This is a genomic window from Streptomyces alfalfae (assembly GCF_004127445.1).
Lineage (GTDB): Bacteria > Actinomycetota > Actinomycetes > Streptomycetales > Streptomycetaceae > Streptomyces > Streptomyces alfalfae.
In genome coordinates this window covers 38514-64052 of record NZ_QEXM01000012.1, presented here as the reverse complement: position 1 = coordinate 64052, position 25539 = coordinate 38514, and the positions used below count along the sequence as shown (strand labels likewise).

At 72.3% G+C, this 25539-nt stretch carries 31 protein-coding genes and 2 pseudogenes; 16 read left to right on the top strand and 17 right to left on the bottom strand.

Annotation, left to right across the window (positions count from 1 at the left end; all coding sequences use genetic code 11):
* The first annotated feature begins 1 nt into the window (after position 1).
* Together DCW30_RS03170 and DCW30_RS03165 are read left to right on the top strand one after the other, a co-directional pair.
* Positions 2 to 487: a zinc-ribbon domain-containing protein gene (locus tag DCW30_RS03170; protein ID WP_076682323.1), complete on the top strand. Its 486-nt coding sequence runs from the start codon at positions 2 to 4 to the stop codon at positions 485 to 487.
* Positions 488 to 579: 92 nt separating this feature from the next.
* Entirely contained in the window at positions 580 to 1005 is a 426-nt protein-coding gene (locus DCW30_RS03165; protein ID WP_076682321.1) for a pyridoxamine 5'-phosphate oxidase family protein, read from the top strand.
* Between the two features lie 85 nt (positions 1006 to 1090).
* Here DCW30_RS03165 and DCW30_RS03160 read toward each other — a convergent pair whose 3' ends face one another.
* From DCW30_RS03160 to DCW30_RS03135, 6 genes are all read right to left on the bottom strand, one after another.
* Positions 1091 to 1384, bottom strand: a complete 294-nt coding sequence (locus tag DCW30_RS03160) for a hypothetical protein (protein ID WP_076682319.1) — start codon at positions 1382 to 1384, stop codon at positions 1091 to 1093.
* Positions 1385 to 1489: 105 nt separating this feature from the next.
* Entirely contained in the window at positions 1490 to 2707 is a 1218-nt protein-coding gene (locus tag DCW30_RS03155) for a phospholipase D-like domain-containing protein (protein ID WP_076682317.1), read from the bottom strand.
* A 275-nt stretch (positions 2708 to 2982) separates the two neighbouring features.
* Positions 2983 to 4158 (bottom strand): serine hydrolase domain-containing protein, encoded by a 1176-nt coding sequence (locus DCW30_RS03150; protein ID WP_079249837.1) that lies wholly within the window; start codon positions 4156 to 4158, stop codon positions 2983 to 2985.
* Complete coding sequence (locus DCW30_RS03145; protein WP_076682315.1) at positions 4155 to 5078, bottom strand: DUF6895 family protein; 924 nt, start codon at positions 5076 to 5078, stop codon at positions 4155 to 4157. Before DCW30_RS03145 ends, DCW30_RS03150 begins: the two co-directional genes overlap by 4 nt.
* A 38-nt stretch (positions 5079 to 5116) precedes the next feature.
* A complete protein-coding gene (locus DCW30_RS03140; RefSeq protein ID WP_079249836.1) occupies positions 5117 to 5893 on the bottom strand; it encodes a hypothetical protein in 777 nt (258 codons plus the stop codon).
* A complete protein-coding gene (locus tag DCW30_RS03135) occupies positions 5890 to 6072 on the bottom strand; it encodes a hypothetical protein (RefSeq protein WP_062778018.1) in 183 nt (60 codons plus the stop codon). Before DCW30_RS03135 ends, DCW30_RS03140 begins: the two co-directional genes overlap by 4 nt.
* A 427-nt stretch (positions 6073 to 6499) precedes the next feature.
* On the opposite strand from DCW30_RS03135, the pseudogene DCW30_RS38055 reads away from it, so the two are divergent.
* From DCW30_RS38055 to DCW30_RS03125, 3 genes and pseudogenes are all read left to right on the top strand, one after another.
* Positions 6500 to 6655, top strand: a pseudogene (locus DCW30_RS38055) (nucleotidyltransferase domain-containing protein); the annotation flags it as partial.
* Between the two features lie 361 nt (positions 6656 to 7016).
* Complete coding sequence (locus DCW30_RS38050; protein WP_335755799.1) at positions 7017 to 7304, top strand: hypothetical protein; 288 nt, start codon at positions 7017 to 7019, stop codon at positions 7302 to 7304.
* Between the two features lie 134 nt (positions 7305 to 7438).
* Positions 7439 to 8089, top strand: coding sequence for an FMN-dependent NADH-azoreductase (locus tag DCW30_RS03125; protein WP_076682313.1), 651 nt, complete (start codon positions 7439 to 7441; stop codon positions 8087 to 8089).
* Between the two features lie 33 nt (positions 8090 to 8122).
* On the opposite strand, the gene DCW30_RS03120 is transcribed toward DCW30_RS03125, so the two are convergent.
* From DCW30_RS03120 to DCW30_RS03105, 4 genes are all read right to left on the bottom strand, one after another.
* Positions 8123 to 9307 (bottom strand): alanine--tRNA ligase-related protein, encoded by a 1185-nt coding sequence (locus DCW30_RS03120; RefSeq protein WP_373569144.1) that lies wholly within the window; start codon positions 9305 to 9307, stop codon positions 8123 to 8125.
* Between the two features lie 236 nt (positions 9308 to 9543).
* Positions 9544 to 10143 carry a TetR/AcrR family transcriptional regulator gene (locus DCW30_RS03115; protein WP_076682311.1) on the bottom strand — a complete coding sequence of 200 codons (600 nt, stop codon included), beginning with the start codon at positions 10141 to 10143 and terminating at the stop codon, positions 9544 to 9546.
* A 28-nt stretch (positions 10144 to 10171) separates the two neighbouring features.
* The gene (locus DCW30_RS03110; RefSeq protein WP_076682309.1) at positions 10172 to 11566 is read right to left on the bottom strand and encodes an Asp-tRNA(Asn)/Glu-tRNA(Gln) amidotransferase GatCAB subunit A; all 1395 of its coding nucleotides are present in this window, start codon (positions 11564 to 11566) and stop codon (positions 10172 to 10174) included.
* Positions 11553 to 11780 carry a hypothetical protein gene (locus DCW30_RS03105; protein WP_076682307.1) on the bottom strand — a complete coding sequence of 76 codons (228 nt, stop codon included), beginning with the start codon at positions 11778 to 11780 and terminating at the stop codon, positions 11553 to 11555. Before DCW30_RS03105 ends, DCW30_RS03110 begins: the two co-directional genes overlap by 14 nt.
* 163 nt (positions 11781 to 11943) lie before the next feature.
* Between DCW30_RS03105 and DCW30_RS03100 the strand changes: the two genes are divergently transcribed.
* Positions 11944 to 12894 (top strand): MBL fold metallo-hydrolase, encoded by a 951-nt coding sequence (locus tag DCW30_RS03100; RefSeq protein WP_076682305.1) that lies wholly within the window; start codon positions 11944 to 11946, stop codon positions 12892 to 12894.
* Positions 12895 to 13073: 179 nt separating this feature from the next.
* Positions 13074 to 13796 carry a hypothetical protein gene (locus DCW30_RS03095; RefSeq protein WP_237283299.1) on the top strand — a complete coding sequence of 241 codons (723 nt, stop codon included), beginning with the start codon at positions 13074 to 13076 and terminating at the stop codon, positions 13794 to 13796.
* Positions 13797 to 13799: 3 nt separating this feature from the next.
* Here the strand turns inward: DCW30_RS03095 and DCW30_RS03090 are convergent, their stop codons facing one another.
* Positions 13800 to 14657 (bottom strand): ANTAR domain-containing protein, encoded by an 858-nt coding sequence (locus DCW30_RS03090; protein WP_076682301.1) that lies wholly within the window; start codon positions 14655 to 14657, stop codon positions 13800 to 13802.
* Positions 14658 to 14786: 129 nt separating this feature from the next.
* On the opposite strand from DCW30_RS03090, the gene DCW30_RS03085 reads away from it, so the two are divergent.
* A complete protein-coding gene (locus DCW30_RS03085) occupies positions 14787 to 15131 on the top strand; it encodes a helix-turn-helix transcriptional regulator (RefSeq protein ID WP_062777884.1) in 345 nt (114 codons plus the stop codon).
* A gap of 126 nt (positions 15132 to 15257) precedes the next feature.
* Positions 15258 to 15536, top strand: a complete 279-nt coding sequence (locus tag DCW30_RS03080; protein WP_062777886.1) for a hypothetical protein — start codon at positions 15258 to 15260, stop codon at positions 15534 to 15536.
* A gap of 237 nt (positions 15537 to 15773) precedes the next feature.
* Here the strand turns inward: DCW30_RS03080 and DCW30_RS37865 are convergent, their stop codons facing one another.
* The gene (locus tag DCW30_RS37865) at positions 15774 to 15902 is read right to left on the bottom strand and encodes an LPFR motif small protein (RefSeq protein ID WP_252102819.1); all 129 of its coding nucleotides are present in this window, start codon (positions 15900 to 15902) and stop codon (positions 15774 to 15776) included.
* Between the two features lie 444 nt (positions 15903 to 16346).
* Here DCW30_RS37865 and DCW30_RS03075 point away from each other — a divergent pair, with 444 nt between their 5' ends.
* Positions 16347 to 16574, top strand: coding sequence for a DUF5133 domain-containing protein (locus DCW30_RS03075; RefSeq protein ID WP_076682299.1), 228 nt, complete (start codon positions 16347 to 16349; stop codon positions 16572 to 16574).
* A gap of 52 nt (positions 16575 to 16626) precedes the next feature.
* Here the strand turns inward: DCW30_RS03075 and DCW30_RS03070 are convergent, their stop codons facing one another.
* Positions 16627 to 17856 (bottom strand): epoxide hydrolase family protein, encoded by a 1230-nt coding sequence (locus DCW30_RS03070; protein ID WP_076682297.1) that lies wholly within the window; start codon positions 17854 to 17856, stop codon positions 16627 to 16629.
* Between the two features lie 110 nt (positions 17857 to 17966).
* Here DCW30_RS03070 and DCW30_RS03065 point away from each other — a divergent pair, with 110 nt between their 5' ends.
* The gene (locus DCW30_RS03065; RefSeq protein WP_076682294.1) at positions 17967 to 18317 is read left to right on the top strand and encodes a PRC domain containing protein; all 351 of its coding nucleotides are present in this window, start codon (positions 17967 to 17969) and stop codon (positions 18315 to 18317) included.
* A 64-nt stretch (positions 18318 to 18381) separates the two neighbouring features.
* On the opposite strand, the gene DCW30_RS03060 is transcribed toward DCW30_RS03065, so the two are convergent.
* Complete coding sequence (locus tag DCW30_RS03060) at positions 18382 to 18798, bottom strand: Fur family transcriptional regulator (RefSeq protein ID WP_076688426.1); 417 nt, start codon at positions 18796 to 18798, stop codon at positions 18382 to 18384.
* Between the two features lie 203 nt (positions 18799 to 19001).
* Here DCW30_RS03060 and katG point away from each other — a divergent pair, with 203 nt between their 5' ends.
* Complete coding sequence (gene katG / locus DCW30_RS03055; RefSeq protein WP_076682292.1) at positions 19002 to 21233, top strand: catalase/peroxidase HPI; 2232 nt, start codon at positions 19002 to 19004, stop codon at positions 21231 to 21233.
* 92 nt (positions 21234 to 21325) lie between these two features.
* Here katG and DCW30_RS36500 read toward each other — a convergent pair whose 3' ends face one another.
* Positions 21326 to 21475: a hypothetical protein gene (locus DCW30_RS36500; protein WP_162933531.1), complete on the bottom strand. Its 150-nt coding sequence runs from the start codon at positions 21473 to 21475 to the stop codon at positions 21326 to 21328.
* A 163-nt stretch (positions 21476 to 21638) separates the two neighbouring features.
* Between DCW30_RS36500 and ppk2 the strand changes: the two genes are divergently transcribed.
* The 3 genes and pseudogenes from ppk2 to DCW30_RS37215 all read left to right on the top strand — a co-directional run.
* Positions 21639 to 22616, top strand: a complete 978-nt coding sequence (gene ppk2, locus DCW30_RS03050; RefSeq protein ID WP_062777898.1) for a polyphosphate kinase 2 — start codon at positions 21639 to 21641, stop codon at positions 22614 to 22616.
* Between the two features lie 133 nt (positions 22617 to 22749).
* Positions 22750 to 23304 (top strand): DoxX family protein, encoded by a 555-nt coding sequence (locus DCW30_RS03045; protein WP_076682290.1) that lies wholly within the window; start codon positions 22750 to 22752, stop codon positions 23302 to 23304.
* Between the two features lie 226 nt (positions 23305 to 23530).
* Positions 23531 to 23731: pseudogene (locus tag DCW30_RS37215) on the top strand (cupin domain-containing protein); the annotation flags it as partial.
* A 96-nt stretch (positions 23732 to 23827) separates the two neighbouring features.
* On the opposite strand, the gene DCW30_RS03035 reads toward DCW30_RS37215, so the two are convergent.
* A complete protein-coding gene (locus DCW30_RS03035; protein WP_062777902.1) occupies positions 23828 to 24016 on the bottom strand; it encodes an antitoxin in 189 nt (62 codons plus the stop codon).
* 100 nt (positions 24017 to 24116) lie between these two features.
* Positions 24117 to 24530 carry a nuclear transport factor 2 family protein gene (locus tag DCW30_RS03030; RefSeq protein ID WP_103557341.1) on the bottom strand — a complete coding sequence of 138 codons (414 nt, stop codon included), beginning with the start codon at positions 24528 to 24530 and terminating at the stop codon, positions 24117 to 24119.
* A gap of 81 nt (positions 24531 to 24611) precedes the next feature.
* Between DCW30_RS03030 and DCW30_RS03025 the strand changes: the two genes are divergently transcribed.
* A complete protein-coding gene (locus tag DCW30_RS03025; RefSeq protein ID WP_076688422.1) occupies positions 24612 to 25532 on the top strand; it encodes a LysR family transcriptional regulator in 921 nt (306 codons plus the stop codon).
* Positions 25533 to 25539 lie beyond the last annotated feature (7 nt).

Here is a 25539-nt window from a genome sequence, read left to right as displayed (position 1 = left end):
CATGAGTACGTCGCCGTCCGCCGCCGAGTACGTCGGCAGGGAGCAGACCGCAGCGGCGGGCCGGGGCCCGATCAGCGTGACGTGGTCGCTCACCGGCCCCGCACGCGACCTCGACGCCAACGTCGTGCGTCTCGCGCCCGACGCGTACATCTCCGAGCACACCGAGACCGTCCTCGGCGTGCTCGTCACCGTCCTGGCCGGTTCGGGCGAGGTGCGCACGCCGGACGCGACGTTCGGTCTGGAACCCGGCGTCCTCGCCTGGCTGCCCGCCGGCACGACCCGCTCCGTGCACGCGGGTCCCGACGGGCTCACGTACACGACCGCCCACCGCCGCAGGCCGCCCATGGCCATAGGCTCGGCCCGCCCCGCCGAAGAGGGCGAGGCCGCCTGCCTGCTCGACCGCGTCTGCCCCGAGTGCGGCCGCCTCGCCACCGAACGCGACGCCCGCTTCTGCGCACGCTGCGGGACGCCGCTCGCCGAGCGCTGAGGCCCCGGCGGGCGTGCGGAATATCCGCGCGGGGCGGCCGAGTTGAGGATCAGCACAGTCCCGAGAGCACCGTAGTGTCCAAGGAGAAGTCCATGTCCCTCAGTGTCGAAGAGCGGGAACAGTTCCTGGCCGAACCCCACATCGGGGCGCTCGCCGTGGCGGCGGGCGACGGGCGGGCCCCGCTCACCCTGCCGATCTGGTACCAGTACGCGCCCGGCGGCGACCTGTGGGTGATGACCGGACGCCACTCCAAGAAAGGGCGCCTGATCGAGGCGGCGGGCCGCTTCTCGCTGATGGTCGACCGCCTGGAGCCGACCGTCCGGTACGTCTCCGTGGAGGGCCCGGTGGTGCGCATCGAGGACGCGACCGTCGAGCGGCTGCGGGAGATCTCCGCGCGCTACCTCCCGGCCGACAAGGTGGACGGATACGTCGAGTCCGCCGCCAAGGAACACGGGGAGCAGGCCATCTACCACCTGCGCCCCGAGCACTGGTACGCCGCGGACCTCGGCACGGTCTGATCACCTGTGTCCGGGCCGCCCTCCCGAGAGAGGACGGCCCGGACACAGGTGGAGAGACAACGGCGCGGGCCGGCGGCCCGGACGGTTAGACCCCCTTCACCGCGCTCGGGGGCGGCGGCACACTCACACGCCCGGTCTTCGGGGTGCTCCCCGCCGTCTCCAGGCCCTTCTGGGCGGCGGAGAGGGCGACCTCCGTGGCGTCGAGGACGCTCCCGACGGTGCCCGACGGGTCGGCGAGCGTCCTGCTGACGGCCCGGCCGAGGTCGTTCCCGCTGCTCCTGCCGTCCGGGGCGGGCGCGGCGGCGTGGGCGGTCCCGGCCAGGGTGAGCGTGGCGGCGGCGAGGGTGACGACGGCGATCACACGGTTCTGGTTGTTCATGCCCTTCTCAACGCCCGGGACCGGATGAGGATGCGTCCGCTCCGCTGATCAGGGGCCCGGTTCCGCCATCCGGGGGGCGGAACCGGGGCCGCGCGGCGCGCGCGGTCACAGGAAGCGGCGGATCGGCAGGACCGCGTACTCCTTGGACCGCTGGACGAGTGAGCGCTTCTTCCAGCGCTCGGGCTCCATCCGCTCGCTGACGGTGAGGTCCTCGTCGAAGTGCCCGTCGAGCACGGCGGTGAAGTCCGGGTCGAGGACGGCGAGCATGACTTCTTCGTCGTGGTCGAGGGAGCGCCGGTTGAAGTTGGTCGATCCGACCAGCGCGGCGACCCGGTCCACCGTGATGATCTTCGCGTGCATCATCGTCGGCTGGTACTGGTATATCCGTACGCCGCAGGCGGTCAGGTCCTCGTAGAAGTTCTGGCCCGCCAGCTGGCAGACCCGCTTGTCCGTGTGCGGGCCGGGCAGCAGGATCTCCACCTCGACGCCGCGGCGCGCGGCGGCGCAGAGCAGCTCGGCGAAGTAGGCGTCCGGCGCGAAGTAGGCCGTGGCCAGCCGGAAGCGCTCCTCGGCCGACTCCAGCATCACCCGGACCAGCGTCTGCATGTCCTGCCAGCCGAAGCTCGCCGAGCCGCGCACGACCTGGACCACCGCGTCGCCCTGCGGCGGCAGGTCGATGAACCGGTCCCTCTCGTCGAACAGCTCCTCGTGGCACTCGGCCCAGTTCTGCGCGAACGCGGCGGCGATCCCGTCGACCGCGGGGCCGCGCACCGAGACGTGCGTGTCGCGCCACTCGTTCTCGTCGCGGGCGTCGCCGCACCACTCCTGCGCGATGCCGACACCGCCGGTGAACGCCACGGACTCGTCCACGACGAGGACCTTGCGGTGGCAGCGGTGGTTCTGCTTGAAGGGCGAGAGCGACAGCGGTCTGCGGAACCACGTCACGTGCACCCCGGCCCGTTCCATCAGCTCCAGCTGGTCCTTCTCGATGAGACGGCTGCCGAAGCCGTCCAGGAGCAGCCGCACGCGCACCCCTTGGCGCGCACGGCCGGCGAGCGCCTCGGCGAACCGGTGGGCGATGTCGCCCTTCCAGTAGACGAAGGTCATCATGTCCACCGTGTGCTCGGCGCCCTCGATGGCGTCGAGCATCGCGGTGAAGATCTCGTCCCCGTTGCGGAGGGGGACCAGGGCGTTCCCCTCGGTCGCCGCGATGCCTATCAGCCGCTCCAGGCGGCGGCGTATGCGGGTGGTCCGGTGCGTGAAGAGTTCGGCATCGGGTCTCTGCGAAGCGTCGGGGCCCGTTTTCGGCCGGTCTGAGGTCATGGCGTCACCTGGCCGGCACACGAGGGGAAGAGGAACCGCCGCAGCCCGGTCCGGCACAGGCGGCGCGGCGAGCAGACTGTACGCCACCGGGAACCGATCCCGTGCCGAGGGGTGTAGGCGCCTGCGAGCGGGGCAGTCGAGAAGCACAGGGGTGACAACCTGTGAGGCGCCGTTGTGAATGGTCAGTGGGCGGTGCCGGGTGTGAACTGGGCGGCCGCGTCCTCGTGGGACAGAGACGCGGCCGCTCACGCATGTCCATCCGGGCTCGCCGGTGTTCACCCGGGCCTCAGCGGCTCCTTTCGCAGTGACTCCTCCCGCGCCAGGGCCCACAGCCCCAGATACGCCCGCTGGATGAACGCGCCGGTCGCGGCGGGCTGCGTGTTGGCCAGCGCGGCCAGGGCGATGCGGTGCCGGGAATCGAAGCCCGCGAAGGCGGTGAAGCCCCGGGTGCCCCCGGAGTGGTGGTAGAGGTCGTGGCCTGGGCGCGGGCGGATGTTCCACACCAGGGCGATGCGCCGGCCGGTGCGCGGCAGGGCGATGCGCGGCCCGGTGACGTCCGCCAGCGCGGCCCTGAGCGGGCCGGGAGCGTCCGGGGGCGCCGACGCGGGGTCCATCACAAAGCCCAGGAACGCCAGCAGGTCACGCGGGCTCGACCGCCCGGCCCCGGCGCCGGGCAGGGCGGGAATCCGCCACGCGGGCCGCGCCCGGCCGTGCCAGTACCCGGTGGCCTGCGGCTGCCCGGTGTCGCAGCTCGTACGGGTCAGGCCGAGCGGGCGCAGGACGCGCTCGTCGAGCAGCGGGGCGTAGGCACCGCCGGGGCCGTGCGCGGCGCGGGCGAGCAGCTCGCCGAGCAGCCCGACCCCGAGGTTGGAGTAGCGCACGCGGGTGCCGGGGGCGGCGTGCGGCCGGGTGCGCCCGAGGGCCCGCCACAGGTCGGCGCGGGAGCGGTGGGCGTAGGGGTTGCTGAAATAGGCGGACGCGCTGCCGAGCAGGAACCCCCGCGGCAGCCGTGGCAGCCCCGACGTGTGCGTGGCCAGATGGCCGAGCGTGATGGGGGAGCCGCGCAGCCGCGGGGCGGCGCCCAGAGGCAGGAACCGGTCGATCGGATCGTCGTACGCGACTTCGCCGCGCGCCACCATCTCGGCGAGCAGCAGCGCGGTGAACGTCTTGGTCAGCGAGCCGATCTCGAACCGGGTGTCGGGCCCGGCCGGGGTCCCGCCACCCCTCGTGGTCGCGCCGGTCGTCAGCAGCGCCCGTTCCGGGCCGCGCCGCACGGCGAGCGCGACCGCGCTGGCCCCGGGCGCGGCGTCGCGGAGCCCGGCGAGGAGGGCGGCGGCCCAGGCAGGGCCCTGCGGCGCGTCCTGGTCACGGGTGTCCGGTGACCGTCCGTCGTCCTCGGCGTGCGGTGGCCGTGCGCCGCCCCCGGCGTGCGGCGGACCACCGCGGCTCACGAGGCCGCCGTTCCGCCGCCGAGCGCCCGGGAGACCGCGAGGGTGCCGGCGGCGGCGGTGACCACGGCGGTGTGCTGGTGGTCGGTGAACCGCCGCACGGGGTCGTCGGAGACCGGTTCGCCGTCGCGCGGCACGAGGCCGTCCGCGTGCTGGGCGGCGGCCAGCCGCTCCCAGTCGGCGGTCTCGCAGTAGGGCTCGTCGAGGCAGCACCCGACGAGCATCAGCTCGCCGACCAGGTCCCACTGCTCGATCTCCGCCCAGATGTCGATCCACACGGGCAGCCACGCGGTCATGTACGCGGTGATGTCCGCTGGCAGGCCCGCGGGGCGGGCGCCCCAGTCGGTGAGATGGAAGACGGTGTGGGTGGCGCAGTAGGCGGACATCCAGTCCACGAGCCACGGCTCGGGCAGCCCGCCGAGCCAGGTGGCGCGGGCCAGCGCGGACCAGTCGTCCGGCCGGTCGAGGCCGACGACGCGGGCGGCGTTGGCGACCGCGAGTCGCCGGTTGGGCATGATCTCCACGCCCCGCACGGACCGCAGGCCGCCGGTGTGGGCGAGCAGCCGCTCCAGGGCTTCGTGGCGGAGGCCGCTGCGGGCGAAGGGGGCGTACGTCTCCAGCGGGTCGGTCATCATCGAGTACCGCAGCAGCCGCTCGTACAGCATGTCGCCCGCGCCGAGCTGCTGCCAGCAGAAGTCGAGGAGTTCGCGGGCCATGCGCAGCTGGGTGCTTCCGGCGGCGGCTTCGCGCAGCACGAGGGAGGCGGCGAGGGCGGTCTCGCCGAGCGGTTTGTAGACGCTGTCCGGGTCGCCGAGGTCGGCGGTGGTGTCGGCGGGCAGCGCGCCGAGCCGGTGGTGCGTGTGCAGCCAGGCCATGGCCCGGGAGCTGACCTGGTGTGCCGTCCGCGTCGCGGTGTCCGTCATGGAATCTCCCGTGGTCTCCCGTGATGTCCCGTGCGGGGTCAGGCGCGGTCGCGGCGGGCCGGTGCGAGCAGCCGCCCGGCGATCGCCGCGTCGAGCGCGAGCCGTGGTCCGCCGCCGAGCAGGCGCAGGTGCTCGACCAGGGGAGCGGGGTCGAGGGGCAGCCGCGCGCCTTCGGCGGCGAGCAGGGCGAGCCAGCGCGTGATCCGCATGGCGGTGGGGAAGTCCCGGCGCAGCACGGCGCGGCTCGCGCCGCGTGCCAGGGCCAGCGGGGCGCGCCGCGCGGCGGCGTGCACGGGCCCGTCGAGGCCCGGCAGGGCGAGCGGGGAGAGCTGGCCCATGCGGACGGACCAGCGCTGCCAGTCGGAGCCGGACCCGTCGGACCCGTCGGACCCGTCGGACGCGTCGGGCTCCTCGGCGACGGGCGCCCCCACGGGCTCGGGAACCAGTGTCTCGCCGCCGGAGAAGCGGGCGAGCAGGGCCGAGGTGGCCCAGTCCCGCCAGGCGGCGATCCAGGGTTCGGCGGGCCCCGCGGGCGGCGCCGCCGGGACGCTCACCGGGGGCGGGAAGACGGTGAAGGACTGCACGACGGCCATCGCGTCCTCGGGGAGGAGGACCGCGTCGGCGAGCAGGTGCGGGGCGAAGAGATCGGCGCCCACGAGGCGGATCGCGGCCAGTGCGGCCTTGGGGTCAGCCGCTTCCTCGACGTGCCGGGCGACCAGGGCCGCGCCCTCGACGCCACGGAGGGCGTCGAGGGCGCGAACAGCCAGGTCAGCCGCCGATGCGGCAAAAGCGGTCTGCGACTGATCGGGGCTCACTTGTCCTTCGGCTCCTTCGGCTCCTTCGGCGAGAGCAGAGCCAGCAGCAGAAGAACTCCCGCAGCCTGCGGCGCGTACACCGGCGCGTCACTCAGAGCGGCCTCGGGTTCGACCATGGCCGTGCAGAGTGTCGCGGTGTCCGTCGAGCTGACGAGAAGTGGTGTTTCCTGAGCAAGCATCATTGCCTCCTCAAATAAAGTCTTCGCCACCAGTCAGGTGACGCCCACCCTCGGACTAGTTTAGGGCAATTGGCCTGTTATGTCCGTTCAGTTCGTGTGGGGCCCTGTTTCCCGAGCGGGGTGGAAGCGGGCGAGCACATAGGGTGGCCGCGTGCCGGACCCGGCTCGCCCCTGATCGCGGGGCTGTACGCCGCCGTGATGGCGGGCCGCCGGACGGTGGGAGACCCTCATCGCGCGGTCGCCGACAAGCTGGGCGCCGACTGCCCCTCCGTGTGGATCGAGGGCCCAACTCCGTGGTTTCGGCGGGGCGTTCACGTAGGCGGTGGGCGTCCGGTGCGGCACTGTCCGGGCGGCACTCACCCTTGCCGGCGGCGGCGATCCGGTCCGGCAGGAAGAAGGCGAACGGGCGGAACAGCGGGCCGTTGTGATGCCGCGCCTGCCAGGATGCGGTCCCATGGCTGATCACGACGATCCGGCCGCGCAGGCGCTGCGCCTGGTCTCCACCCGTTTCCCGCAGGCGCTCGGAGCCGTTCTGGGCGGCTCCGCGGCTCAGGGTCGTGCCGCCCCGGCCAGCGATCTGGACGTCGCCGTGCTCCTGCCGGACACGGGGGCGAGCCGCCGAGAGGTGCTGCGCCACGAGGGACGCCTGGCCGAACTGTTCCTCAACACCCGTGCCGATCTGCCCGAGTTCTTCGCGTGGGACAGGGCCCGCCGCAGGGGTACCGTCCTGTTCGTCTACGCCCAGGGACTCCCTCTGCTCGACCCTCACGGCGACCTCTCCCGCGCCCGCGACCGTGCCCGGACGGTGCTCGCCGTAGGCCCGCCACCGCTCACTCCCGCCGAGTTGTCGCAGGCGCGCTACACCCTGACCTGCTACCTGGACGACCTCCTGGACGCCCCCGGGCTCAGCCCGCCACGAGCAACTGGCCCTGGCCGACTTCGCGTTGCGCGAGGCGAGCCACCTGCTGACCGCCCATCACCGGGCCTGGACGGGCATCGGCAAGTGGCTGCCGCGCCGACTGCTCGCCGCGGACGCGGCGCGGGGCGGCGCGCTGCTGGACGGCCACCGGGCCGTGGCCGAGACCGCGGACCCCGGGCCCCTGGCCGCGGCGGTCCACCAGGTGCTCGATCTCGTCGGCGGGCCGCTGCGGGAGGGTACGCGCTCGACTGGCCCGGCGGCCCGGGAAAGTGAAGTGGATCACACGGGTCGGGTCAGGCTGGACCTTAAGTGAACTTGAGGAAGCACGCTGTCGGTGTGCAGGGGGAGCGCCGCGGCGCTCCGCCTCGCCGAACCGAACCGAACCAAGCCGAGTCCAGTCCAGTCCAGTCGATCCGCCTCCCCACCTCTGACATACGGAGAGCCGCCATGGCCACGCTGCTGCACATCGACACCTCGATCAACGGTGACAACTCCCACTCCCGCGCGGTGACCGCCGCGTTCCGCGCGACCTGGGAGCGCGAGCACCCGGAGGGCACGGTGATCTACCGGGACCTCGACGCCGATCCGCTGCCCCATCTGCGGGCCGACGCCTTCTACGCGGGGTTCACCGACCCCGCCGACCGCACCGCGGAGGAGCGGGCGGCCTTCGCGCTGCGGGACGAGGTGATCGCGGAGGCCGAGGCGGCGGACGTCCTCCTGCTCGCCGCCCCGATGTACAACTTCTCGATCCCCTCGACGCTGAAGGCCTGGCTCGACCACGTCTTCGCCATGGGCCGCACCGCCGGCGCGGGAACCCGTACGCTCGCGGGCAAGCGCGCCGTGATCGTGACCAGCCGTGGCGGCTCCTACCGGGAGGGGACTCCGAACCACGGCAGCGACTACGTGCAGGACTTCCTGCGGCAGGCGCTCGGCGGCGCACTCGGCCTCGACGTCACCTTCATCGTCCCCGAGCTGACCATGGCCCCGACGGTCCCGGCGATGGCCGACCTCGTCCCGCTCTACGAGGCGTCCCGCACCGATTCCCTCGCCGCCGCCGAGTCCCACGCCAAGGAACTGGCCGCCGAACTGGCCGCGTAGCCCCTGGGCGCGGGTCCCGAGCGCCCGTTGGCCTCACTCCTCGCGCAGGCTCAGCACGAGGTCACGCGGCAGGCCGTGCGTGTCGTGCAGATAGTGCAGGTCCTCCTCGTCGAGCGGGCCCCGGAAGCGGGGGCGGGCGAGGACCTGCCGGCCGCGCTCCAGGAGGCGGCGGAAGCGCTGTTCCTCCTCGCGCAGCACATCCCGCACGCCTTCCACGTCCGTCTCCTGGCGGAAGTGGTCGGCGGTGTGGCGGAACAACTCATCCGGCAGGGAACCGAGTTCGCGCGAGTTGTCGTCGCGCCACAGCGTGGTGAGCACGCGCCGCACCAGGCGGCGCAGCACGTACCCGCGGCCGGTGTTGGACGGGCGTACGCCGTCGCCGATGACCACCATGGCCGACCGCAGATGGTCGCAGACCAGCCGCAGTGAGGCTTCGTCCAGGGCCCACAGCCCCGGCACGAGGCGCCGCCAGGGGGCGAAGACGTCGCACTCGAACACCGACGTGCGGCCCTGCAGCAGCGAGGCGAGCCGTTCCAGGCCCATACCCGTGTCGATGTTGCGCTGGGGGAGCGGTACGAGCGAACCGTCGTCGAGCCGGCGGTGGCGCATCATCACGTGGTTCCACACCTCCACCCACCGGTCGTCCCTGGTGGGTGTCGAGTGCGGTGGGGTGTCACCGGTCCAGAGGAAGATCTCCGAGTCGGGGCCGCAGGGTCCGGTGGGCCCGCTGTTCCACCAGTTGTCCTCGACGGCCAGCTCCACCGGGACGCCGTGCTTCCGCCACACCTCCAAGCTGGGGGTGTCGACCCCGATCTGTCCGTCGCCGCCGAACACCGTGGCGTGCAGCAGCTTCGGGTCGACGCCGAAACCCTCGGTGAGCAGCTCGTACCCCCACTCCAGGCTCTGTGGCCCCTCGTAGTCGCCGAGCGACCAGGTGCCCAGCATCTCGAAGACCGTCAGATGGGTGAGGTCGCCCACCTCCTCCAGGTCGGTGGTGCGCAGACAGCGCTGTACGTTGACCAGCCGCCTGCCGAGAGGGTGCGGGCGCCCCTCCAGATAGGGGGTGAGCGGATGCATGCCCGAGGTGGTGAACAGCACCGGGTCGCCGGACGGGGGCAGCAGCGTCGAGCCCGTCGTGCGACGGTGTCCGCGCTCCTCGAAGTACTCGACGAACGTCCGGATGATCCGTTCGGTGCTCAGGTTCGGGTGGTGGTCCATGGGAGTGGCTCCTTCGCTCACGGGCGCGGGAGGCGGCCGGACGACGGACCGCACGATCACCGGGAGCCGGGGCGGGAGAGCCAGAGCCAGGAAGTCATCGGCGGGCCGTTTCCGGTCGCCGATGGAAGAAGGACGTCAGGCGGCGGCAACCGGCGAGCTGGTCGCTCGCGCGGTCGCGAAGGTGTCTCGTCCGATGACGTTCATGCAGCCGACGATAGCGCGCCCGCCCCGCCCCGTCACCCGATTAACCGCTGACGCCGCTGGCTCGCCGCTGACTGCCGGCCGCCGAGCACCGACGCCACCAGCCGTCGCGCGTACGGCGCGTCGAGCTCCGTCGGCCGGAAGAGGATGCGGTACATGATCGGGGCGACGACGGCGTCGATGACGGTCTCCAGCTCGGGCACGGTCTCCCCGCGCTCCGCCGCCCGCGCGATGATGACGTCGATCTGCTCGGCCGCGTACGTGGAGCACTGGCCGGCGTTGCTGCCGTCCGGATCGCCGAGCAGCGCGTCCCGGATGTACGCGCGCCCGGCGGGCGAGGACATCTCGTCGATGAACTGCTCCGCCCACGCGGTCATGTCCGCCGGCAGCGCACCGTGGTCGTCGGGTTCGGTCTCGGGCCGCAGGTGCTCCACCGCCACGTCCGAGAGCAGTTCCTGCAGGTCGCCCCAGCGCCGGTACACGGTCGACGGCGTGACGCCGGCCCGCGAGGCGACCATGGGCACGGTCAGCCGCTCACGGCCCACCTCCGCGAGCAGCTCGCGCACCGCCGCGTGCACCGCCTCCTGGACCCGGGCGCTGCGCCCGCCCGGGCGCACCATGGGTTTGCGACTCATGGCACCACCTTAAAGCAAAGCCGTTGCGTCAGGCGGCCGTGGCGGTCCGGCCCATGGCGGCGGGCCGCGCGCGCTCGTAGGCGTGCCCGGCACGCAGGACCACGTCCTCGCCGAAGGGGCGGCCGAGCAGCTGCATGCCGATCGGCAGACCCGCCGAGTCCCGTCCCACCGGCAGGGTGAGGGCCGGGACGCCGGTGATGTTGGCGGGGGCGGAGAGGCGCACATAGGCATCGGACACGCTCTCGACCGTGCCGTCCTGCCAGGTGACCGTCGTCTGCCCGGCCGGAGCCGCGGTCATGGGCACGGTGGGGGCGGCGATGACGTCGACGCCGTCCAGCAGCCCCGCCCACGCCTCGCGCATCAGCGTGCGCGCGCGTTGGGCGCGCACATAGTCCCCGGCGCTCATCAGCTCGCCCGCTTCGAGCAGGGCGCGGACGTCGTCGGCGTACAGGTCGGGCGCGCTCCGCAGCCCCCGCTCGTGGTAGGCGGTGGCCTCGGGCACCATCAGCCCCCACTGGACGGCCTGGACGTGCTCGGCCATGGGGATCTCGACGTCGACGAGGCGGGCGCCCAGCTCGGCGAGGCATGCGACGGCGCCGCGCACGGCGGCCTCGACCTCCGGGTCGACCCGCTCGAAGTAGTAGTTGCGCGGCACCCCGACACGCAGCCCCGACAGGTCGGCGCCGCTCGGCCGGTGGCCGCCGCCGGGCGCGGGCACGGACGCGGGGTCCCGCGGGTCGTACCCGGTCAGTTCGGCGAGCACGAGGGAGGCGTCCTCGACGGTCCGGGTGATCGGGCCCACGTGGTCCAGGGACCAGGAGAGCGAGGTGACGCCGTGCCGGGACACCAGACCGTACGTGGGCTTGAGGCCCACGACGCCGTTGAGCGAGGCGGGCACGCGGATCGAGCCGCCGGTGTCGGTGCCGAGGGCGAAGGTGGCGGTGCCGGCCGCCACGGCGACCGCGGAGCCGCCGCTCGACCCGCCCGCCACACGCCCCTGGTCCCAGGCGTTGTTCGTCTGCGGCGTCGTCAGACCGTAGGCGAACTCGTGCGTGTGGGTCTTGCCGAGGAGCACGGCGCCCGCCGCCGACAGCCGTTCGGCCACCGCGCTGTCGGAGCCGGCCCGGTGATCCGCGCGGATCCGCGAACCCGCGGCGGTCGCCATGCCGCCGACGTCGATGAGGTCCTTCAGGCCCATGGGCACGCCGTGCAGCGGTCCGCGGTACCGCCCCGCGGCGATCTCGCGCTCGGCCCGCACGGCCGCGTGGCGGGCCCGGTCCGCCGTCACGGCCGCGTAGGCGTGCAGCCGGGGTTCCACCCGCTCGACGCGGTCGAGGACCGCCTCGACGAGCTCGACGGGGGAGTGGCGGCGCTCCCGTATCGCCTCCGAGGCTTCCGTGAGGGTGAGGTCAGCGAGTGCCATCGGGATTCTCCTTCCGGGCGTCCGCGTGCCGGGTGGCCAGCGCCCGGTAGGCGGCGGCAGGCGGGGTGTCGCCGAAGTCCAGGTCGCGCAGGGCGGAGACGACGGAGTGGATGTGGTTGGCCGTGGCCGCGACTCCGGCGGTGCGGGCGTCGGCGAGCGGAAGCCCCGCGCGAGCGGCGAGGCGGGCCGCCTCGGGAGGCGTGAGGTCGGACATCGGGTGTGGTCCCTTCGGGTGGGTGGGCTCGGCGCGGCGCGTCAACGTGAGGACTCGGCGACGCGTAAACGCCAAGCAGTTGCGTTAAGGGACGCTACGATCTACCGTCCATAAACGCAAACCCATTGCGTTAAGAGTCGTCCTCTGAAGACACGGAGAACTCATGACCACACGAATCGCCTCCACCGCACCCCCCTCTCCCGCCTCCACCACGCCCCTGTCTCCGCACGCATGGACCGTGGGCGGCATCACCGTGCACCGCGTCGAGGAGATCGCGCTGCCTCCGGAGACCGGCCGCTGGCTGCTGCCCGACGCGACCGAAGAGGTGGTGGGCCGGCAGGAGTGGCTGCACCCCGACTTCGCCGGACGCGACGGCGTCCTGCGCGCCCACAGCCAGAGCTTCGCGGTCGAGACCGAGGACGGCACGCGCCTCCTCGTCGACACCGGCATCGGCAACGGCAAGACACGGGCGAACCCGGCCTGGCACGGCCTCGACACGGCGTACCTGGACAACCTCGCCGCCGCGGGCTTCTCGCCGGACGACGTCGACCTGGTGCTCCTCACCCACCTGCACACCGACCACGTCGGCTGGAACACCCGCCTCGTCGAGGGCTCGTGGGTGCCGACCTTCCGCAACGCCCGGCACCTCACCTCCCGCGTCGAGCGGGCGTTCTGGGCCGGGCGGGAGCTGGACGAGGCGCGGCGGCAGATGTTCGCCGACTCCGTCGTCCCGGTGGAGGAGGCCGGCCTGCTCGACCTCGTCGACGTCCCGGAGGACGGCGTGGAGGTCGCCGCGGGGGTGCGGCTGCTGCCCACGCCGGGGCACACCCCCGGTCACGTCGCCGTCGAGCTGTCGTCGCGGGGGCGGACCGCGCTGATCACGGGCGACTGCGTCCACCACCCCGTGCAGTTCGCCCACCCCGGCATCGGCTCGTGCGTCGACATCGACCCCGCGCGGTCCGAGGCCACCCGGCGCGGGCTCCTCGCCTCGCTCGCCGGCGCCGACACCCTCGTCATCGGCACCCACTTCGCACCGCCGACCGCGGGCCGCGTGATCGCCGACGGCGCCGGCTACCGGATGACACCGGTCCCCGCCACCCGCACGCGGACGTAATCCCCGGGTGCCGTATCCGCCGGCGGGAAAAGTCAATCGGCTGTGCAGAAACGGCATTTGGGGGTAACCGGCAGATCCAGCGGCGGCTGATACCGAAGCCGCGCCGACGAACGGAACGCGGTCGCGCGTTCCAGGGGAGGGTGGCGTTCACAGTGCGTGGAAACAGGATGCTGGCGGCGATGACGGTTGTCGGGATCTCCGGGGCGCTTCTCGCGGGATGCGGTGACGACGGAGACGGAAAGGGCGGCTCGGACAAGCCGTTCTCCGGGCAGAGCGCGGACCAGATCGCGGAAAAGGCGGTCGCGGCCACGAAGAAGGCCGAGTCCCTGCGCATGAAGGGCGACACGCGGCAGTCCGGCGGACAGACGATGACCGTCGATCTCGCGGTGGACAAGAAGAAGAACTGCGACGGCACGGTCCGCATGCAGAACGCGCGGGCGGACGTGCGGCAGATCGGCCAGGATTTCTACATGCGCGGTGACGAGGCCTACTGGAAGACCGCTTTCAAGGGACAGCAGGGCGCCGAGAAGGCGATTCCGAAGCTCAAGGACAAGTGGGCGAAGGTGCCCGCGGGCCAGAACGCCGACGAGGGTCTGTGCGACAAGCAGAAGCTCATCGCGGCGATGGACGAGAACAAGTCCGACCGCAAGGGCATGAAGAAGGGCGGGACCACCACGGTGGGCGGCCAGGAGGCCATCAAGCTCACCAAGGAGAAGGCGGGCGGCGAGAAGCTGACGCTCTACGTGGCCACCGAGGGCGAGCCGTACATCCTGCGCAGCTCCGCCGAGGGCGGGAAGACGCCGAACACCGCCACGTTCAGCGACTACGGCAAGGCGGTGAACCCGGCAAAGCCCGCGCCCGGCGAGACCGTCGACCTCGACGAGATCGCCGGGGCCGCGTAGGCGTCAGCGGTTCACGGGGCGCTCCGGGGAGGGGCGCGGGACGGAGGGCTCGGCCGCCGCGGCGGGCGGACCCGCCGTCGAGCCCTCCGTCGGGGGCGTCGCACGCGCCTTGTCGGCCTGGGCGACCGCGTTCGCGAGCTGCTGCCGCACGGCCGGCGGCAGCTGGTCGCCCGTGACGGTGTCGACCAGGTGCCCGGCCAGCCGGTGGAGCTTGGTGTTGGTGTTCTGCGATGCCGTGACGAGGACCTCCCAGGCCGCCTCCGGGCTCAGCGTGAAGGCGGACATCAGGATGCCGCGCGCCAGGTCGATGGTCGGCCGGGTCCGCATGGCCCGTTGCAGCTGGGACACGATGGTCCGCAGCTCCTGCTCGGTCGTCCCGCCCGCGTGCGCGTCACCTCCGGCGACGCCGGGCGCGGCCCCGTCCTCGAAGCCGTCCCGTGCGGGGTCCTCGGACATGTGGGGCTCGAACAGGGCGTGCGTGGCCGTCAGATCCAGCACGCGCTCGACGGCGGGGCTCGTGGTGCGCAGGAGGACGGTCTTGCCGTACCGCAGCGCGAGGCGGCGCAGGGCGAGCAGGAGGTTCACGCCCGAGCAGTCGCAGAAGGCCACCTCGCTCAGGTACAGGTCCAGCCCCTCCGCCGAGCGGCTCAGGGCGTGCAGCATGTCGGGCCGGAGGCGCTGACAGGCGTCGAGGTCGAGTTCGCCGCGCACGATGACCCCCACCCGGGCACCGTCCGGCACGGTGTCGAGGGTGGCCGGCAGCGGCATCGCGGGCAGGGGCGGGCGACTGTCCCGCCCTTCCTCGGCGCCGTCGGAGCCGTCCCCGGTGAGGGGCTGCTCGGAGTGTGCAGGCTCGGGCATGGCCTCTCCCTCTCGTCTTGCCTACCGCCGCTACAAGGCTGCCTGCCGCAGCCCAAGCACGTCAACTAATGCATGAAAGGTAGTACGTGTTTTTGGAATCGTGTAACCGGGGTCGCTAGGGTTGGATCCATGGATGAAGTGCCCGAGCCCCACACCGGATGGACGTTCCTCACCAACCACGCGCGGGTGTTGGCGGCGATCGCCGACAACCACAACGCCCGCATCCGCGACATCGCCGCCCACTGCAGACTCACCGAGCGCGCCGTACAGAAGATCATCGTCGACCTGGAGCAGGATGGTTACCTCTCCCACACCCGCGAAGGGCGCACGAACACCTACCGCATCGATCCGAGCAAGGTCCTGCGGCACCCGGCCGAGTCCGGCCTGGCCGTGGCCTCGCTCCTCGCCCTGCTGGTCCACGACGAGGCCGACCGCACGTCGGAGGCCGACGGCCGCAGTCACGCCAGCGCCTGACCCGAGGCCATGGGCGGCGTGGGGACGCCCGCCGCCCGCGCCTCCCGTGCCCGGTCCCCGCGCGGCGCGGGCAGGCCCGCCCCCGTCGAGGGGGAGTTGTCAGTGGCGGATGCGAGGCTGACCCGCATGGACAGCAACGACGAGCAGCTGCTGCGAGGCCGCGTGTACGGCCAGGACCACGACGACCCCCGCCCCGGCCCGAGACCCGGGCGGCGCTATGCCGAGCTGGTCGGCGGGCCGCTGGACGGCCTGTTGCTCGACATCACCGACATGACGCGCCAGGAGGCGGGCGCCGGCGCCGCCCTGCGCACCGAGCTCGGCCGGCACGGCGCCGGTGGCCGGGCGATGTACGGCCCGCGCGCGAGCGACCCGCGCCGCTGGGACTGGTCCGGCGACACGCCGTGACCGCCCGGGCGAGCGCACCGTGACGCACGAAAGTGTCATCGCGCACCACACGGTGGGTTGACGGAAGCACGGTGCGCTCCGAGGGGGCGCAGGAAACCGAAGGGGCCCCTGAACGCACCGCTGCGGCGGACCCTGGTGGGTCCGCCGCAGCGGTGGAGCGGGACGTCCCGGTGAACGCCGTTCGCGGTCTGGGCCGGGAGATCCGGCGCGGTGGTGGGTGGTGGCGCGGCACGGGGGTCAGTGATGGCCGTGGGCCGTGTCGGACGCGCCGCCGAAGAGCCGCGCGACCGCGCGGAACGGCAGCGTGACGACGGTGGCGATGGCGCCGCCGATGGCTCGGAAAACGTCGGCGATGGCCTTCAGCATGTCTGGACCTCCGTACAATCCTGGCTCGCTGCTGATTCCTTGCTGATTCCTTTTGACCTACTGCCTGCATAGGCCGTCGCTGACCGATTGCCCGGTGAATGCCGGTGAAAACATCGGCGCGCTCTCGCCCGGCTCCGCACGCTCTCCGCGCCGACGGTAAAGGGAAAGGGGCGGGGCCGCTCGCAGCGCGCCGTGGGACCGTCCGGAGTACGCTGAACAAGCGTGGAACTCCGTTCTCGGCGGTGGCCGCGGCCTTCTTTTGCACGGGCCGGAGCACGGGCCGCCGGGGCCGTTCCACGACATCTGCATGAATCCGGCCCGCCCCCGGTGAATATCGACCGCCGGAGCGGGCACAAGGGTGCAGCCAATGGTCGACAGCTCGAACCGGAGGCGGCGATACCGCGCCAGACCAGCGATTCTTCGCATCAGACGGAAGGAGCACCCGTGCTCAGGCCTCACCCCACGTTCCTGTACAACCTGCTCGAGACCCATGCGGAGCTGCGAGATCTGCAGGCCCGCGAGGACTCGGCCGACGTCCGTCGGCGTCTTGAGGACGTGTCGTACACCCTGTGCGTGTCCACGGGTACTCGGACCCCCGAGGCCGCGCTCGCCGCGGCCAAGGCCCTCCTCGCCGGTGTGACGTCGCAGGACGATTCGCTCCTGGCCGCCTGACGGTCACCTTCCGTCCTCGGCTCGGGCCCTGCCTTCGGCGGGGCCCGTTCTGTCAGTGACCGGACGAAGACGCTGGTGTCGGCCCGGCGGCAGGCCCCGGCGGCAGTGACCGGAAGAAGGCCCTGATGTCGCCGGTCAGCAGCTCCGGCACCTCCATGGCGGGGAAGTGGCCGCCGCGGTCGAAGGACGTCCACCGCACGATGTTGTTCGTACGCTCGGCGATGTGCCGCAGCGGGATGAAGTTGTCCCGCGGGAAGTCCGCCAGTGCCGTCGGCGCGGTGCTCGACTCCGGGGGAGCGCCCGCGCGGGCGGCGTGCGCGCGCTCGTAGTAGATGCGGGCGGAGGAGCCGGCCGTGCCCGTCAGCCAGTACAGCATCACGTTGGTGAGCATGTGGTCGCGGTCGACGGCCCCTTCGGGGCGGCCCCCGGAGTCGGACCACTCCATGAACTTCTCGCTGATCCAAGCCAGTTGGCCCACCGGTGAGTCGGTCAGGGCGTAGGCGAGGGTCTGCGGCCGGGTGGACTGGATGTCGGCGTACCCCTGACGCTCGCGGGTCCACTCGCGCATGCGCTCCCACGAGGCGAGCGTCCGCGCGCGCTCGGCGGGGCTCAACCGCTCCAGCTCCTCCTCGGAGGGTTCCCGCGACGCGCCCGCGCCGGGGATCAGGTTCAGATGGACGCCGACGACCTGCTCCGGGCGGATGCGGCCGAGTTCCCGCGAGATCGCCGCGCCCCAGTCGCCGCCCTGCACCCCGTAGCGCTCGTACCCCAGGCGCTCCATCAGCACGGCGAAGGCGTGCGCCACCCGCTTGAACTCCCAGCCCGTGTCCGCGGTCGGCCCGGAGAAGCCGAATCCCGGGATGCTCGGGAGCACCAGGTGGAAGGCGTCGTCGGGGTCGCCGCCGTGTGCGCGCGGATCGGTGAGGGGCCCCGCGACCTCGGTGAACTCCACGAACGAGCCGGGCCAGCCGTGCGTCATGAGCAGGGGGGTGGCGCCGGGTTCGGGCGAGCGCAGGTGGGCGAAGTGGACGTTCGCCCCGTCGATGGTGGTGGTGAACTGCGACCACTCGTTGAGCCGTGCCTCGGCGGCCCGCCAGTCGTACGTGTGCCGCCAGTGGCGGACCAGCTCCTGCAGGTACGCGCGCGGAACACCGTAGGCCCAGCCGACGCCCGGCAGTTCGTCGGGCCAGCGGGTCAGATCGAGGCGCGTGCGCAGATCGTCCAGTGCCCGCCGCGGGACGTCGATGCGGAAGGGGCTGATGCTGTCGTCGGTCGTCGTCATCGCCGGCGATGCTACGCGCGGCCCGCCGGACGCGCCTGCTGTTTGTCTGCCGCCGGGCAGGGCACCTGAACCGCGCAGGAACACGCGGGGATGTGAACGAGGAGTTGTTGATGAGCAATGACGTGTGGAATTACGTTCCGACCGTCGGGCACAGCGCGGACGACGATCTGACGGGTTACAAGGTCGAGGCCGAGGACGGTGTCATCGGAAAGGTCGACAAGCACTCCAACGTAGTGGCCGATCAGTACCTCGTCGTCGACATCGGCGTGTGGATCTTCGGTAAGCAGGTGATGCTGCCGGCCGGTACGGTCACCGCCATCGACAACAAGGAGCGGCGCATTCTGGTGGCGTGCACCAAGGAACAGATCAAGGGCGCCCCGGAATTCGACAAGGACAAGCACTTGGGCGACCCGGCCTACCGCGATCAGCTCGGCGGCCATTACAGCCGCTCGGGCCACTGACGCCGCCGACTCCCCCTTTTCCGCTTTCCGCGGCCTTCGAACCGATGGTTCGAAGGCCGCGTTCTCATGTGCGGGCGCAGTCGGGGCAGAGGCCCCAGTACGTGATCTCCGCCTCGCGGACGCGGTAGCCGAAGCGTTCGCCCTCGGGCAGGGCGGCCAGGGGGTCACCGGCCGGGTGGACGTCCCGGAGGATGCCGCAGCCCGTGCACGCCAGATGCTGGTGCGGCCGGTGGGCGTTGGGGTCGTAGCGCATGGCGCGGCCTGTGGTGGCGACCTCGTTCACCTCGCCGAGCGCGACCAGTTCGCCGAGGGTGTTGTAGACGGTGGCGCGGGAGATCTCCGGGAGGCGGACGGCGGCCCGCGCGAGGACCTCGTCCGCGGTGAGGTGGACGTGTTCGCCGTCGAGCACCTCGGCGACCGCCCGTCGCTGAGCGGTCATGCGCCAGCCGCGTGAGCGGAGCCGTCCCAGCAGGTCACTCATGCCCACCAGCCCAACTGTCGTCGTGCGTCGGAGAGTTCGTACGGTTCTGTGAGCTGTATTGACTTGGATCGGGTCCATCGTAGGATCGGTTCCGGTCAGTGGCCAAGGGGTGGGACGACAGCGGGGACACCATCGCCCGCGCCCCGTTCTCACCCGCCCCTCTTCTCCCAGCAGTGCGATCTGCCCCGTCCGGAAGGATCCTCATGACCGAGAACCACGACGCGATCGTCACCGACCCGAAGCCGGAGGAGACGGGCGGCTGCCCGGTGGCCCACACGCGCGCCCCGCACCCGACGCAGGGCGGCGGCAACCGCCAGTGGTGGCCGGAGAGGCTGAACCTCAAGATCCTCGCCAAGAACCCGGCCGTGGCCAACCCCCTCGGTGAGGACTTCGACTACGCCGAGGCGTTCAAGGCCCTCGACCTCCCCGCGGTGAAGCGGGACATCGCCGAGGTGCTCACGACCTCGCAGGACTGGTGGCCCGCCGACTTCGGCCACTACGGCCCGTTCATGATCCGCATGGCCTGGCACAGCGCGGGCACGTACCGCATCAGCGACGGCCGCGGCGGCGCGGGCGCGGGGCAGCAGCGCTTCGCCCCCCTCAACAGCTGGCCGGACAACGCGAGCCTGGACAAGGCCCGCCGCCTGCTGTGGCCGGTCAAGAAGAAGTACGGCCAGAGCCTGTCCTGGGCCGACCTGCTCGTCCTCACCGGCAACGTGGCGCTGGAGTCGATGGGCTGCAAGACCTTCGGCTTCGCCGGTGGCCGCGAAGACGTCTGGGAGCCGGACGAGGACGTGTACTGGGGCCCGGAGACCAACTGGCTCGACGACCAGCGCTACACCGGTGACCGCGAGCTGGAGAACCCGCTCGGCGCGGTCCAGATGGGCCTGATCTACGTCAACCCCGAGGGCCCCAACGGCAACCCGGACCCCATCGCGGCGGCCCGCGACATCCGGGAGACGTTCCGCCGCATGGCGATGAACGACGAGGAGACGGTCGCCCTGATCGCCGGCGGCCACACCTTCGGCAAGACCCATGGCGCGGGACCGGCCGACAGCGTCGGCCCCGACCCCGAGGCCGCCCCCATGGAGCAGCAGGGCCTGGGCTGGAAGAGCACGCACGGCACGGGCAAGGGCGCCGACACGATCACGAGCGGCCTTGAGGGCATCTGGACGAACACCCCCACCACCTGGGACAACAGCTTCTTCGAGATCCTCTTCGGCTACGAGTGGGAGCTGTTCCAGAGCCCCGCGGGCGCGCACCAGTGGCGTCCCAAGGACGGCGCGGGCGCGGGCACCGTCCCCGACGCGCACGACGAGGCGAAGACCCACGCCCCGACGATGCTGACGACCGACCTCTCGCTCCGGTTCGACCCGGCCTACGAGCAGATCTCGCGGCGCTTCCTGGAGAACCCCGACGCGTTCGCCGACGCCTTCGCGCGCGCCTGGTTCAAACTGACCCACCGCGACATGGGCCCCGTCGCCCGCTACCTCGGCCCGGAGGTCCCCGCGGAGACGCTGGTGTGGCAGGACCCGCTGCCCGAGGTCACGCACGAACTCATCGACGAGCAGGACATCGCCGCCCTCAAGGAGCGCGTCCTCGCCTCGGACCTCACGGTCTCCCAGCTCGTGTCCACGGCGTGGGCCTCGGCCTCGTCCTTCCGCGGCAGCGACAAGCGCGGCGGGGCCAACGGCGCCCGCATCCGCCTGCACCCGCAGAGCAGCTGGGAGGTCAACCAGCCGGACCAGCTCGCGGTGGTCCTGCGCACCCTCGAAGGCGTCAAGGAGGCCTTCGACGCGGCCCAGAGCGGCGGCAAGCGGGTCTCGCTCGCCGACCTGATCGTCCTGGCCGGGGCCGCGGGCGTGGAGCGGGCCGCCAGGGACGCGGGCTTCGACATCACGGTGCCGTTCACTCCCGGGCGTGCGGACGCCACGCAGGAGCAGACCGACGTGGAGTCCTTCGCCGCGCTGGAGCCGGCCGCCGACGGGTTCCGCAACTACGTCGGCAAGGGCAACCGGCTGCCCGCCGAGTACCTGCTGCTCGACAAGGCCAACCTGCTGACCCTGAGCGCGCCCGAGCTGACGGTCCTGGTCGGCGGCCTGCGCGTCCTCGGCGCCACCTACCAGCAGTCCTCGTCCGGGGTCTTCACCACGGCCCCCGGCACGCTGACCAACGACTTCTTCGTCAACCTGCTCGACCTGGGTACGACGTGGCGGTCGACGTCGGAGGACGGGACCGCCTTCGAGGGCAGGGACGCGGCCACGGGCGAGACGAAGTGGACCGGGACCCGCGCGGACCTGGTCTTCGGGTCCAACTCCGAGCTGCGTGCGCTCGCGGAGGTCTACGCGAGCGACGACGCGAAGGAGAAGTTCGTGCACGACTTCGTGGCGGCCTGGGACAAGGTCATGAACCTGGACCGGTTCGACCTCGTCTGATCACGCCGCTCCGGCAGCTGGTCCGGGCCGCCGCCGCGTACGCACGCGGCGGCGGCCCGGACCAGCGCCGTATCCGCCTTTGTCCGCTCCGCTCAGCGACGGCCGCCGCGCAGCCGGCCGAGCAGTGAGCGGGCCTTGGCGCGGTTGCGCGGGTCGGCCGCCGCCCTGCGTGCGGTGGCGATGTTCCGTCGGCCCTGCGGTGTGCGGCTGTACGCCTTGAGACGTGCGAGCAGTCCGGCCATGGTTTCCTCCCGGGCTGTGACCGCCGTGGCGGTGGGACGGTTGCGGATGGTGCTGTCTGCCCTGCGGCTACCCCGTGACGACCGCCTGAAGCGCCGCCTGTGGCGACATCTGCTGAGTTGCTGCTTGATATGAGGGTAGACAGTGGTCCCGCGGCTTGGCGCGGTGAAGACGACGAGAGGAGACGACGTGGCGTCGGACGACGCGGAGGGGGAGCGCCTCCTGGAGGGCCTGAGCGTGGACGAGGCCCGGCCCGAGCGGCCCGTGCTGCTCGACGAACAGGGCGAGCCCCTGCGGACATGGCAGGAGAACTACCCGTACCGCGAGAAACTGCGGCGCCGCGTCTACGAACGCCGGAAGCGCTTCTTGCAGATCGAGATGCTGAAGCTGCAGAAGACGGTCCGCGAGGAGGGCCGGCGCATCGTGGTCGTCTGCGAGGGCAGGGACGCCGCGGGCAAGGGCGGCACCATCAAGCGTTTCACCGAACGCCTCAACCCGCGCGGCGCGCGCACCGTGGCCCTCGACAAGCCCACGGAGCGGGAAGCGGGCCAGTGGTACTTCCAGCGCTACGTGGCGCAGCTCCCCTCCGCGGGCGAGATCGTCTTCTTCGACCGCTCCTGGTACAACCGCGCGGGTGTCGAGCCCGTGATGGGCTTCTGCACCCCCGAGCAGCACCAGCAGTTCCTGGAACAGGCGCCGCGGTTCGAGAAGATGCTCACCGACGACGGCATCGTGCTGATCAAGTTCTGGCTCTCCGTCTCGCAGGCGGAGCAGCGCACACGCTTCGCGATCCGCCAGGTGGACCCGGTGCGCCAGTGGAAGCTCTCGCCGACGGACCTCGCCTCCCTGGACCTGTGGGACGCCTACACCAAGGCCAAGGTGGAGATGTTCCGGGCCACGGACACCCCGCACGCGCCGTGGACGGTGGTCAAGTTCAACGACAAGCGCCGGGGCAGGCTCGAAGCGATCCGGCACCTGCTGCTGCTCATGGACTACGAGTCCAAGGACAAGGACGCGGTGGGCGAGGCGGACCCCCTCATCATCGGACCGGCCGACACGCTCCTGGAGGCCGGCGAGGACCCCACCGACCTGTCGCCGAGCAGGATCGCCGTCGGCGAGCAGGGGCCGGGCCAGCATCCGTGACGATCCGCGGCGGCGGGCGCGTCGTACGCCGGTCCGCCACCGCCCGGGACAGGCCCACTCAGCGCTCGCGCGAAAGTGGGAAAGGGCGGCGGGGAGCGCGTCTGAGGGCGGCCGGCGCGGGAAGCCGACAAGCATGGCTCTTCTCAGGAAACTCGCACGCCCGTTGCTCGCGTCCGCCTTCGTCGCCGGAGGCGTGAACACCCTCCGGGACGCCAAGGGGGCGGCGCCCGCCGCCGAACCCGTGGCGCTCCCCGTGGCCTCGCGCATCCCCTGGCTCCCGGAGGACCCCGAACGCCTGGTCCGCATCAACGCCGGAGTGCAGCTCGGGGCCGGTCTGATGCTGGCGACCGGGCGGGTGCCGCGCGTCGCCGCCCTGGCCCTCGCGGCCTCCCTCGTGCCGACGACTCTGGCCGGGCACCCCTGGTGGAAGGAGGAGGACCCGGAGAAGCGGGCCGCCCAGCGCACGCAGTTCACCAAGAACCTCTCGCTGTTCGGCGGCCTCCTGATCGCCGCGGCCGACACCCACGGCAAGCCGTCGGTCGCCTACCGCGCCCGTGGCGCGGCCGTCGCCGGGAGCAAGGCCGCCCGGCACGCCGGACACGACGCCGTGGAGGCGCTGAGCGGCGCGGCCGACTCGGTCCGCTCGATGTCGGGAAGTGCGCAGAAGGCGGTGTCCCGCCGCCTCTGAGCCGCCCACGTCCACAGAAAGCCGCGTCACGCGGGTGACTCGTGCGGGGGCGGCGGTAGGCAGAGCCCGCCCCCCCGTACGAGGCGCCGCGGTGAAGAGGTTGGCCCAACTCGGCTCCACCAATAGGCGAGGGCCGGCGGAATCGGCCGCCGACCGTCAAGCTGCACCCACGGCCAAGAGCACGCCCCACGGCCTGGCCGCCCGCTGCCCCGCCCTCGCCGTGCTTCCGCACGCCTTCGCCGCCGCCCCCGGCCGATGTGCTGTTCACCTTCACGCCCGGCATGGGCCGCTTCGACTACCTGCGCCTGCTCGGCCGGGTGGCGCGCGCGGTGAGGCCGACCCGGCGGAGACCGCGGCCTCCTCGGAGCGGTACGACAACCCCTGCGTGGACAGCCCCGTCTGGCACGCCGAACTCGCCGCGTCCTGATCGCGCGCAGGGGCCGCGAAACCGGACACGCCGGTGCCCTGCCCCCGGGAAGCGGGGGCAGGGCGGTGAGGTCGCGGCCCGGACCCGGTCCGCGGTTCAGGGCCGCGGAGGCTGGTCCTGGTCCCGGCCAAACTGGTCCTTGAGTCGGTCCTGGGCGCTGTCGACCTGGCCGGAGTACTTGCCCTGCGTCCGCCCGTCGACGTAGTCACCCGCCTTGTCGATGCCCTGGCCGGCCTTGTCCTCGTGGCCCTTGAGCATCTGCTTCAGCTTGTCCATGACTGACATGGGCAACCGCCTCTCTGTGTCGCCCCCGCATCCAGGCTCGCAGTGTGCGGCAGGGTTCGCATCCGGACCGTCAGGACCGACCTGGCAGGTCACCGGCTGCTCATGGCTGATCGCGCTGCGCGAAGAAGGCGTTCATGCCGGGCACATCCGACAGGTACGTCTCCACGGAGGCGATCCGGCCGTCCCGCAGCCGGCACACCGTGGCCAGGTACTCGTCGAGGACGACGCCGTCCCGCTCCGCGGTGTTGTGCAGCGACAGGGCCATGTTGTCCCGGCTGACCAGGACGTGCAGCAGGTCGAAACGGAGGCCGAAGCCGGCGATGAGGCGGGCCCGTTCCACGACCGCGTCCGCCCCCTCCACATGCCCCGACACCTGGTTGTCGCCGGGCAGGGTCCAGGTCGCGTCCTCGGTGAACAGGGTCCGCAGGGTCACCCAGTCGCGCTCCGCCAGGCAGCGCTGGAAGGCCGCCGCGAGCGCGTGCCGGGACCCGAGGTCTTCGTTCGTCGTCAACATGGCTCCAGCCTGCGGCGATGACCCCGGAAAGGGAAATGACCGTTGCGCGGGGGCGCCATGCGCCGCGTGCATACTTCCAGGGTGGATCTCGACGACCTGCGCTGGTTCCTCGTCCTTGCCGAGACCGAGCACGTGACGGAGGCGGCCGGCCGCCTGCACATCGACCAGTCGACGCTCTCCCGCGCCCTGCGGCGGCTGGAGAAGAGCGCCGGGAGCGAGCTGTTCGACCGCGGACACGGCCGACTGCGGCTGAACGACGCGGGCCGGGTGCTGCGCCGCCACGCCCGGCGGGCCCTGGACGAGCTCGACACCGCGCGGGACCGGATCGCGGCCCTCGCCGAACCCGCCGACGACACCCTCGCCCTCGTCTGCGCGCCCTCGCTGGGCGCCTGGCTCGTGCCGGGGCTGCTCACCGCGTACCGGCAGGAGGCGCCCCGCGCCCGTATCACGCTGCGTCAGGACGCCGCCGAACACGTCCTGTCACTCCTCCTGGAGGGCGCCGTCGACGCGGCCGTCACGGCGCCGCGCCCGGCGGACGACCGCATCGGCTGGCTGCCGCTGGGCGAAGAACCGCTGCACCTCGCGGTGCCCGAGCGGCACCGCTTCGCCGACCGGACCCGGGTGCGTCTCGCCGAACTCGCCGACGAACGGGTCATCATCATGCGCCGCGCCCTGGGGCTGCGGGAAGTGACCTGCGAGGTGTTCCACCGGGCAGCGGTGACCCCGTCGGTGGCGGCCGAAGCCGACGACGTGGCGACCATCATGGCCATGGTCGCGGCGGGTCTCGGCGTCTCCCTGGTCCCGGCCGGTGGCGGCGCCCCGTCGGCGTCGGGTGTACGGCTGGTCCCGCTCGCCGACGCCAACGCCCACCGCCAGGTGGGTCTGGCCTGGCACGAGGGCCGCGCGATGACACCGGCGACCCGCCGCTTCCGCACGTTCGCGGCCCAGCGGGCGACCGCCGTGGAGGCGGCGCGGGCCCACGGGCTCAGCGAGCCGGCGTGATCGCGCA

Coding starts and splice junctions, on each gene's coding strand:
- DCW30_RS03170 (WP_076682323.1), top strand. CDS start 2: ATGAGTACGTCGCCGTCCGCCGCCGAGTACGTCGGCAGGGAGCAGACC.
- DCW30_RS03165 (WP_076682321.1), top strand. CDS start 580: ATGTCCCTCAGTGTCGAAGAGCGGGAACAGTTCCTGGCCGAACCCCAC.
- DCW30_RS03160 (WP_076682319.1), bottom strand. CDS start 1,384: ATGAACAACCAGAACCGTGTGATCGCCGTCGTCACCCTCGCCGCCGCC.
- DCW30_RS03155 (WP_076682317.1), bottom strand. CDS start 2,707: ATGACCTCAGACCGGCCGAAAACGGGCCCCGACGCTTCGCAGAGACCC.
- DCW30_RS03145 (WP_076682315.1), bottom strand. CDS start 5,078: ATGACGGACACCGCGACGCGGACGGCACACCAGGTCAGCTCCCGGGCC.
- DCW30_RS03135 (WP_062778018.1), bottom strand. CDS start 6,072: ATGCTTGCTCAGGAAACACCACTTCTCGTCAGCTCGACGGACACCGCG.
- DCW30_RS03125 (WP_076682313.1), top strand. CDS start 7,439: ATGGCCACGCTGCTGCACATCGACACCTCGATCAACGGTGACAACTCC.
- DCW30_RS03120 (WP_373569144.1), bottom strand. CDS start 9,307: ATGGACCACCACCCGAACCTGAGCACCGAACGGATCATCCGGACGTTC.
- DCW30_RS03115 (WP_076682311.1), bottom strand. CDS start 10,143: ATGAGTCGCAAACCCATGGTGCGCCCGGGCGGGCGCAGCGCCCGGGTC.
- DCW30_RS03110 (WP_076682309.1), bottom strand. CDS start 11,566: ATGGCACTCGCTGACCTCACCCTCACGGAAGCCTCGGAGGCGATACGG.
- DCW30_RS03105 (WP_076682307.1), bottom strand. CDS start 11,780: ATGTCCGACCTCACGCCTCCCGAGGCGGCCCGCCTCGCCGCTCGCGCG.
- DCW30_RS03100 (WP_076682305.1), top strand. CDS start 11,944: ATGACCACACGAATCGCCTCCACCGCACCCCCCTCTCCCGCCTCCACC.
- DCW30_RS03095 (WP_237283299.1), top strand. CDS start 13,074: ATGACGGTTGTCGGGATCTCCGGGGCGCTTCTCGCGGGATGCGGTGAC.
- DCW30_RS03090 (WP_076682301.1), bottom strand. CDS start 14,657: ATGCCCGAGCCTGCACACTCCGAGCAGCCCCTCACCGGGGACGGCTCC.
- DCW30_RS03085 (WP_062777884.1), top strand. CDS start 14,787: ATGGATGAAGTGCCCGAGCCCCACACCGGATGGACGTTCCTCACCAAC.
- DCW30_RS03080 (WP_062777886.1), top strand. CDS start 15,258: ATGGACAGCAACGACGAGCAGCTGCTGCGAGGCCGCGTGTACGGCCAG.
- DCW30_RS37865 (WP_252102819.1), bottom strand. CDS start 15,902: ATGCTGAAGGCCATCGCCGACGTTTTCCGAGCCATCGGCGGCGCCATC.
- DCW30_RS03070 (WP_076682297.1), bottom strand. CDS start 17,856: ATGACGACGACCGACGACAGCATCAGCCCCTTCCGCATCGACGTCCCG.
- DCW30_RS03065 (WP_076682294.1), top strand. CDS start 17,967: ATGAGCAATGACGTGTGGAATTACGTTCCGACCGTCGGGCACAGCGCG.
- DCW30_RS03060 (WP_076688426.1), bottom strand. CDS start 18,798: ATGAGTGACCTGCTGGGACGGCTCCGCTCACGCGGCTGGCGCATGACC.
- katG (WP_076682292.1), top strand. CDS start 19,002: ATGACCGAGAACCACGACGCGATCGTCACCGACCCGAAGCCGGAGGAG.
- DCW30_RS36500 (WP_162933531.1), bottom strand. CDS start 21,475: ATGGCCGGACTGCTCGCACGTCTCAAGGCGTACAGCCGCACACCGCAG.
- DCW30_RS03045 (WP_076682290.1), top strand. CDS start 22,750: ATGGCTCTTCTCAGGAAACTCGCACGCCCGTTGCTCGCGTCCGCCTTC.
- DCW30_RS03035 (WP_062777902.1), bottom strand. CDS start 24,016: ATGTCAGTCATGGACAAGCTGAAGCAGATGCTCAAGGGCCACGAGGAC.
- DCW30_RS03030 (WP_103557341.1), bottom strand. CDS start 24,530: ATGTTGACGACGAACGAAGACCTCGGGTCCCGGCACGCGCTCGCGGCG.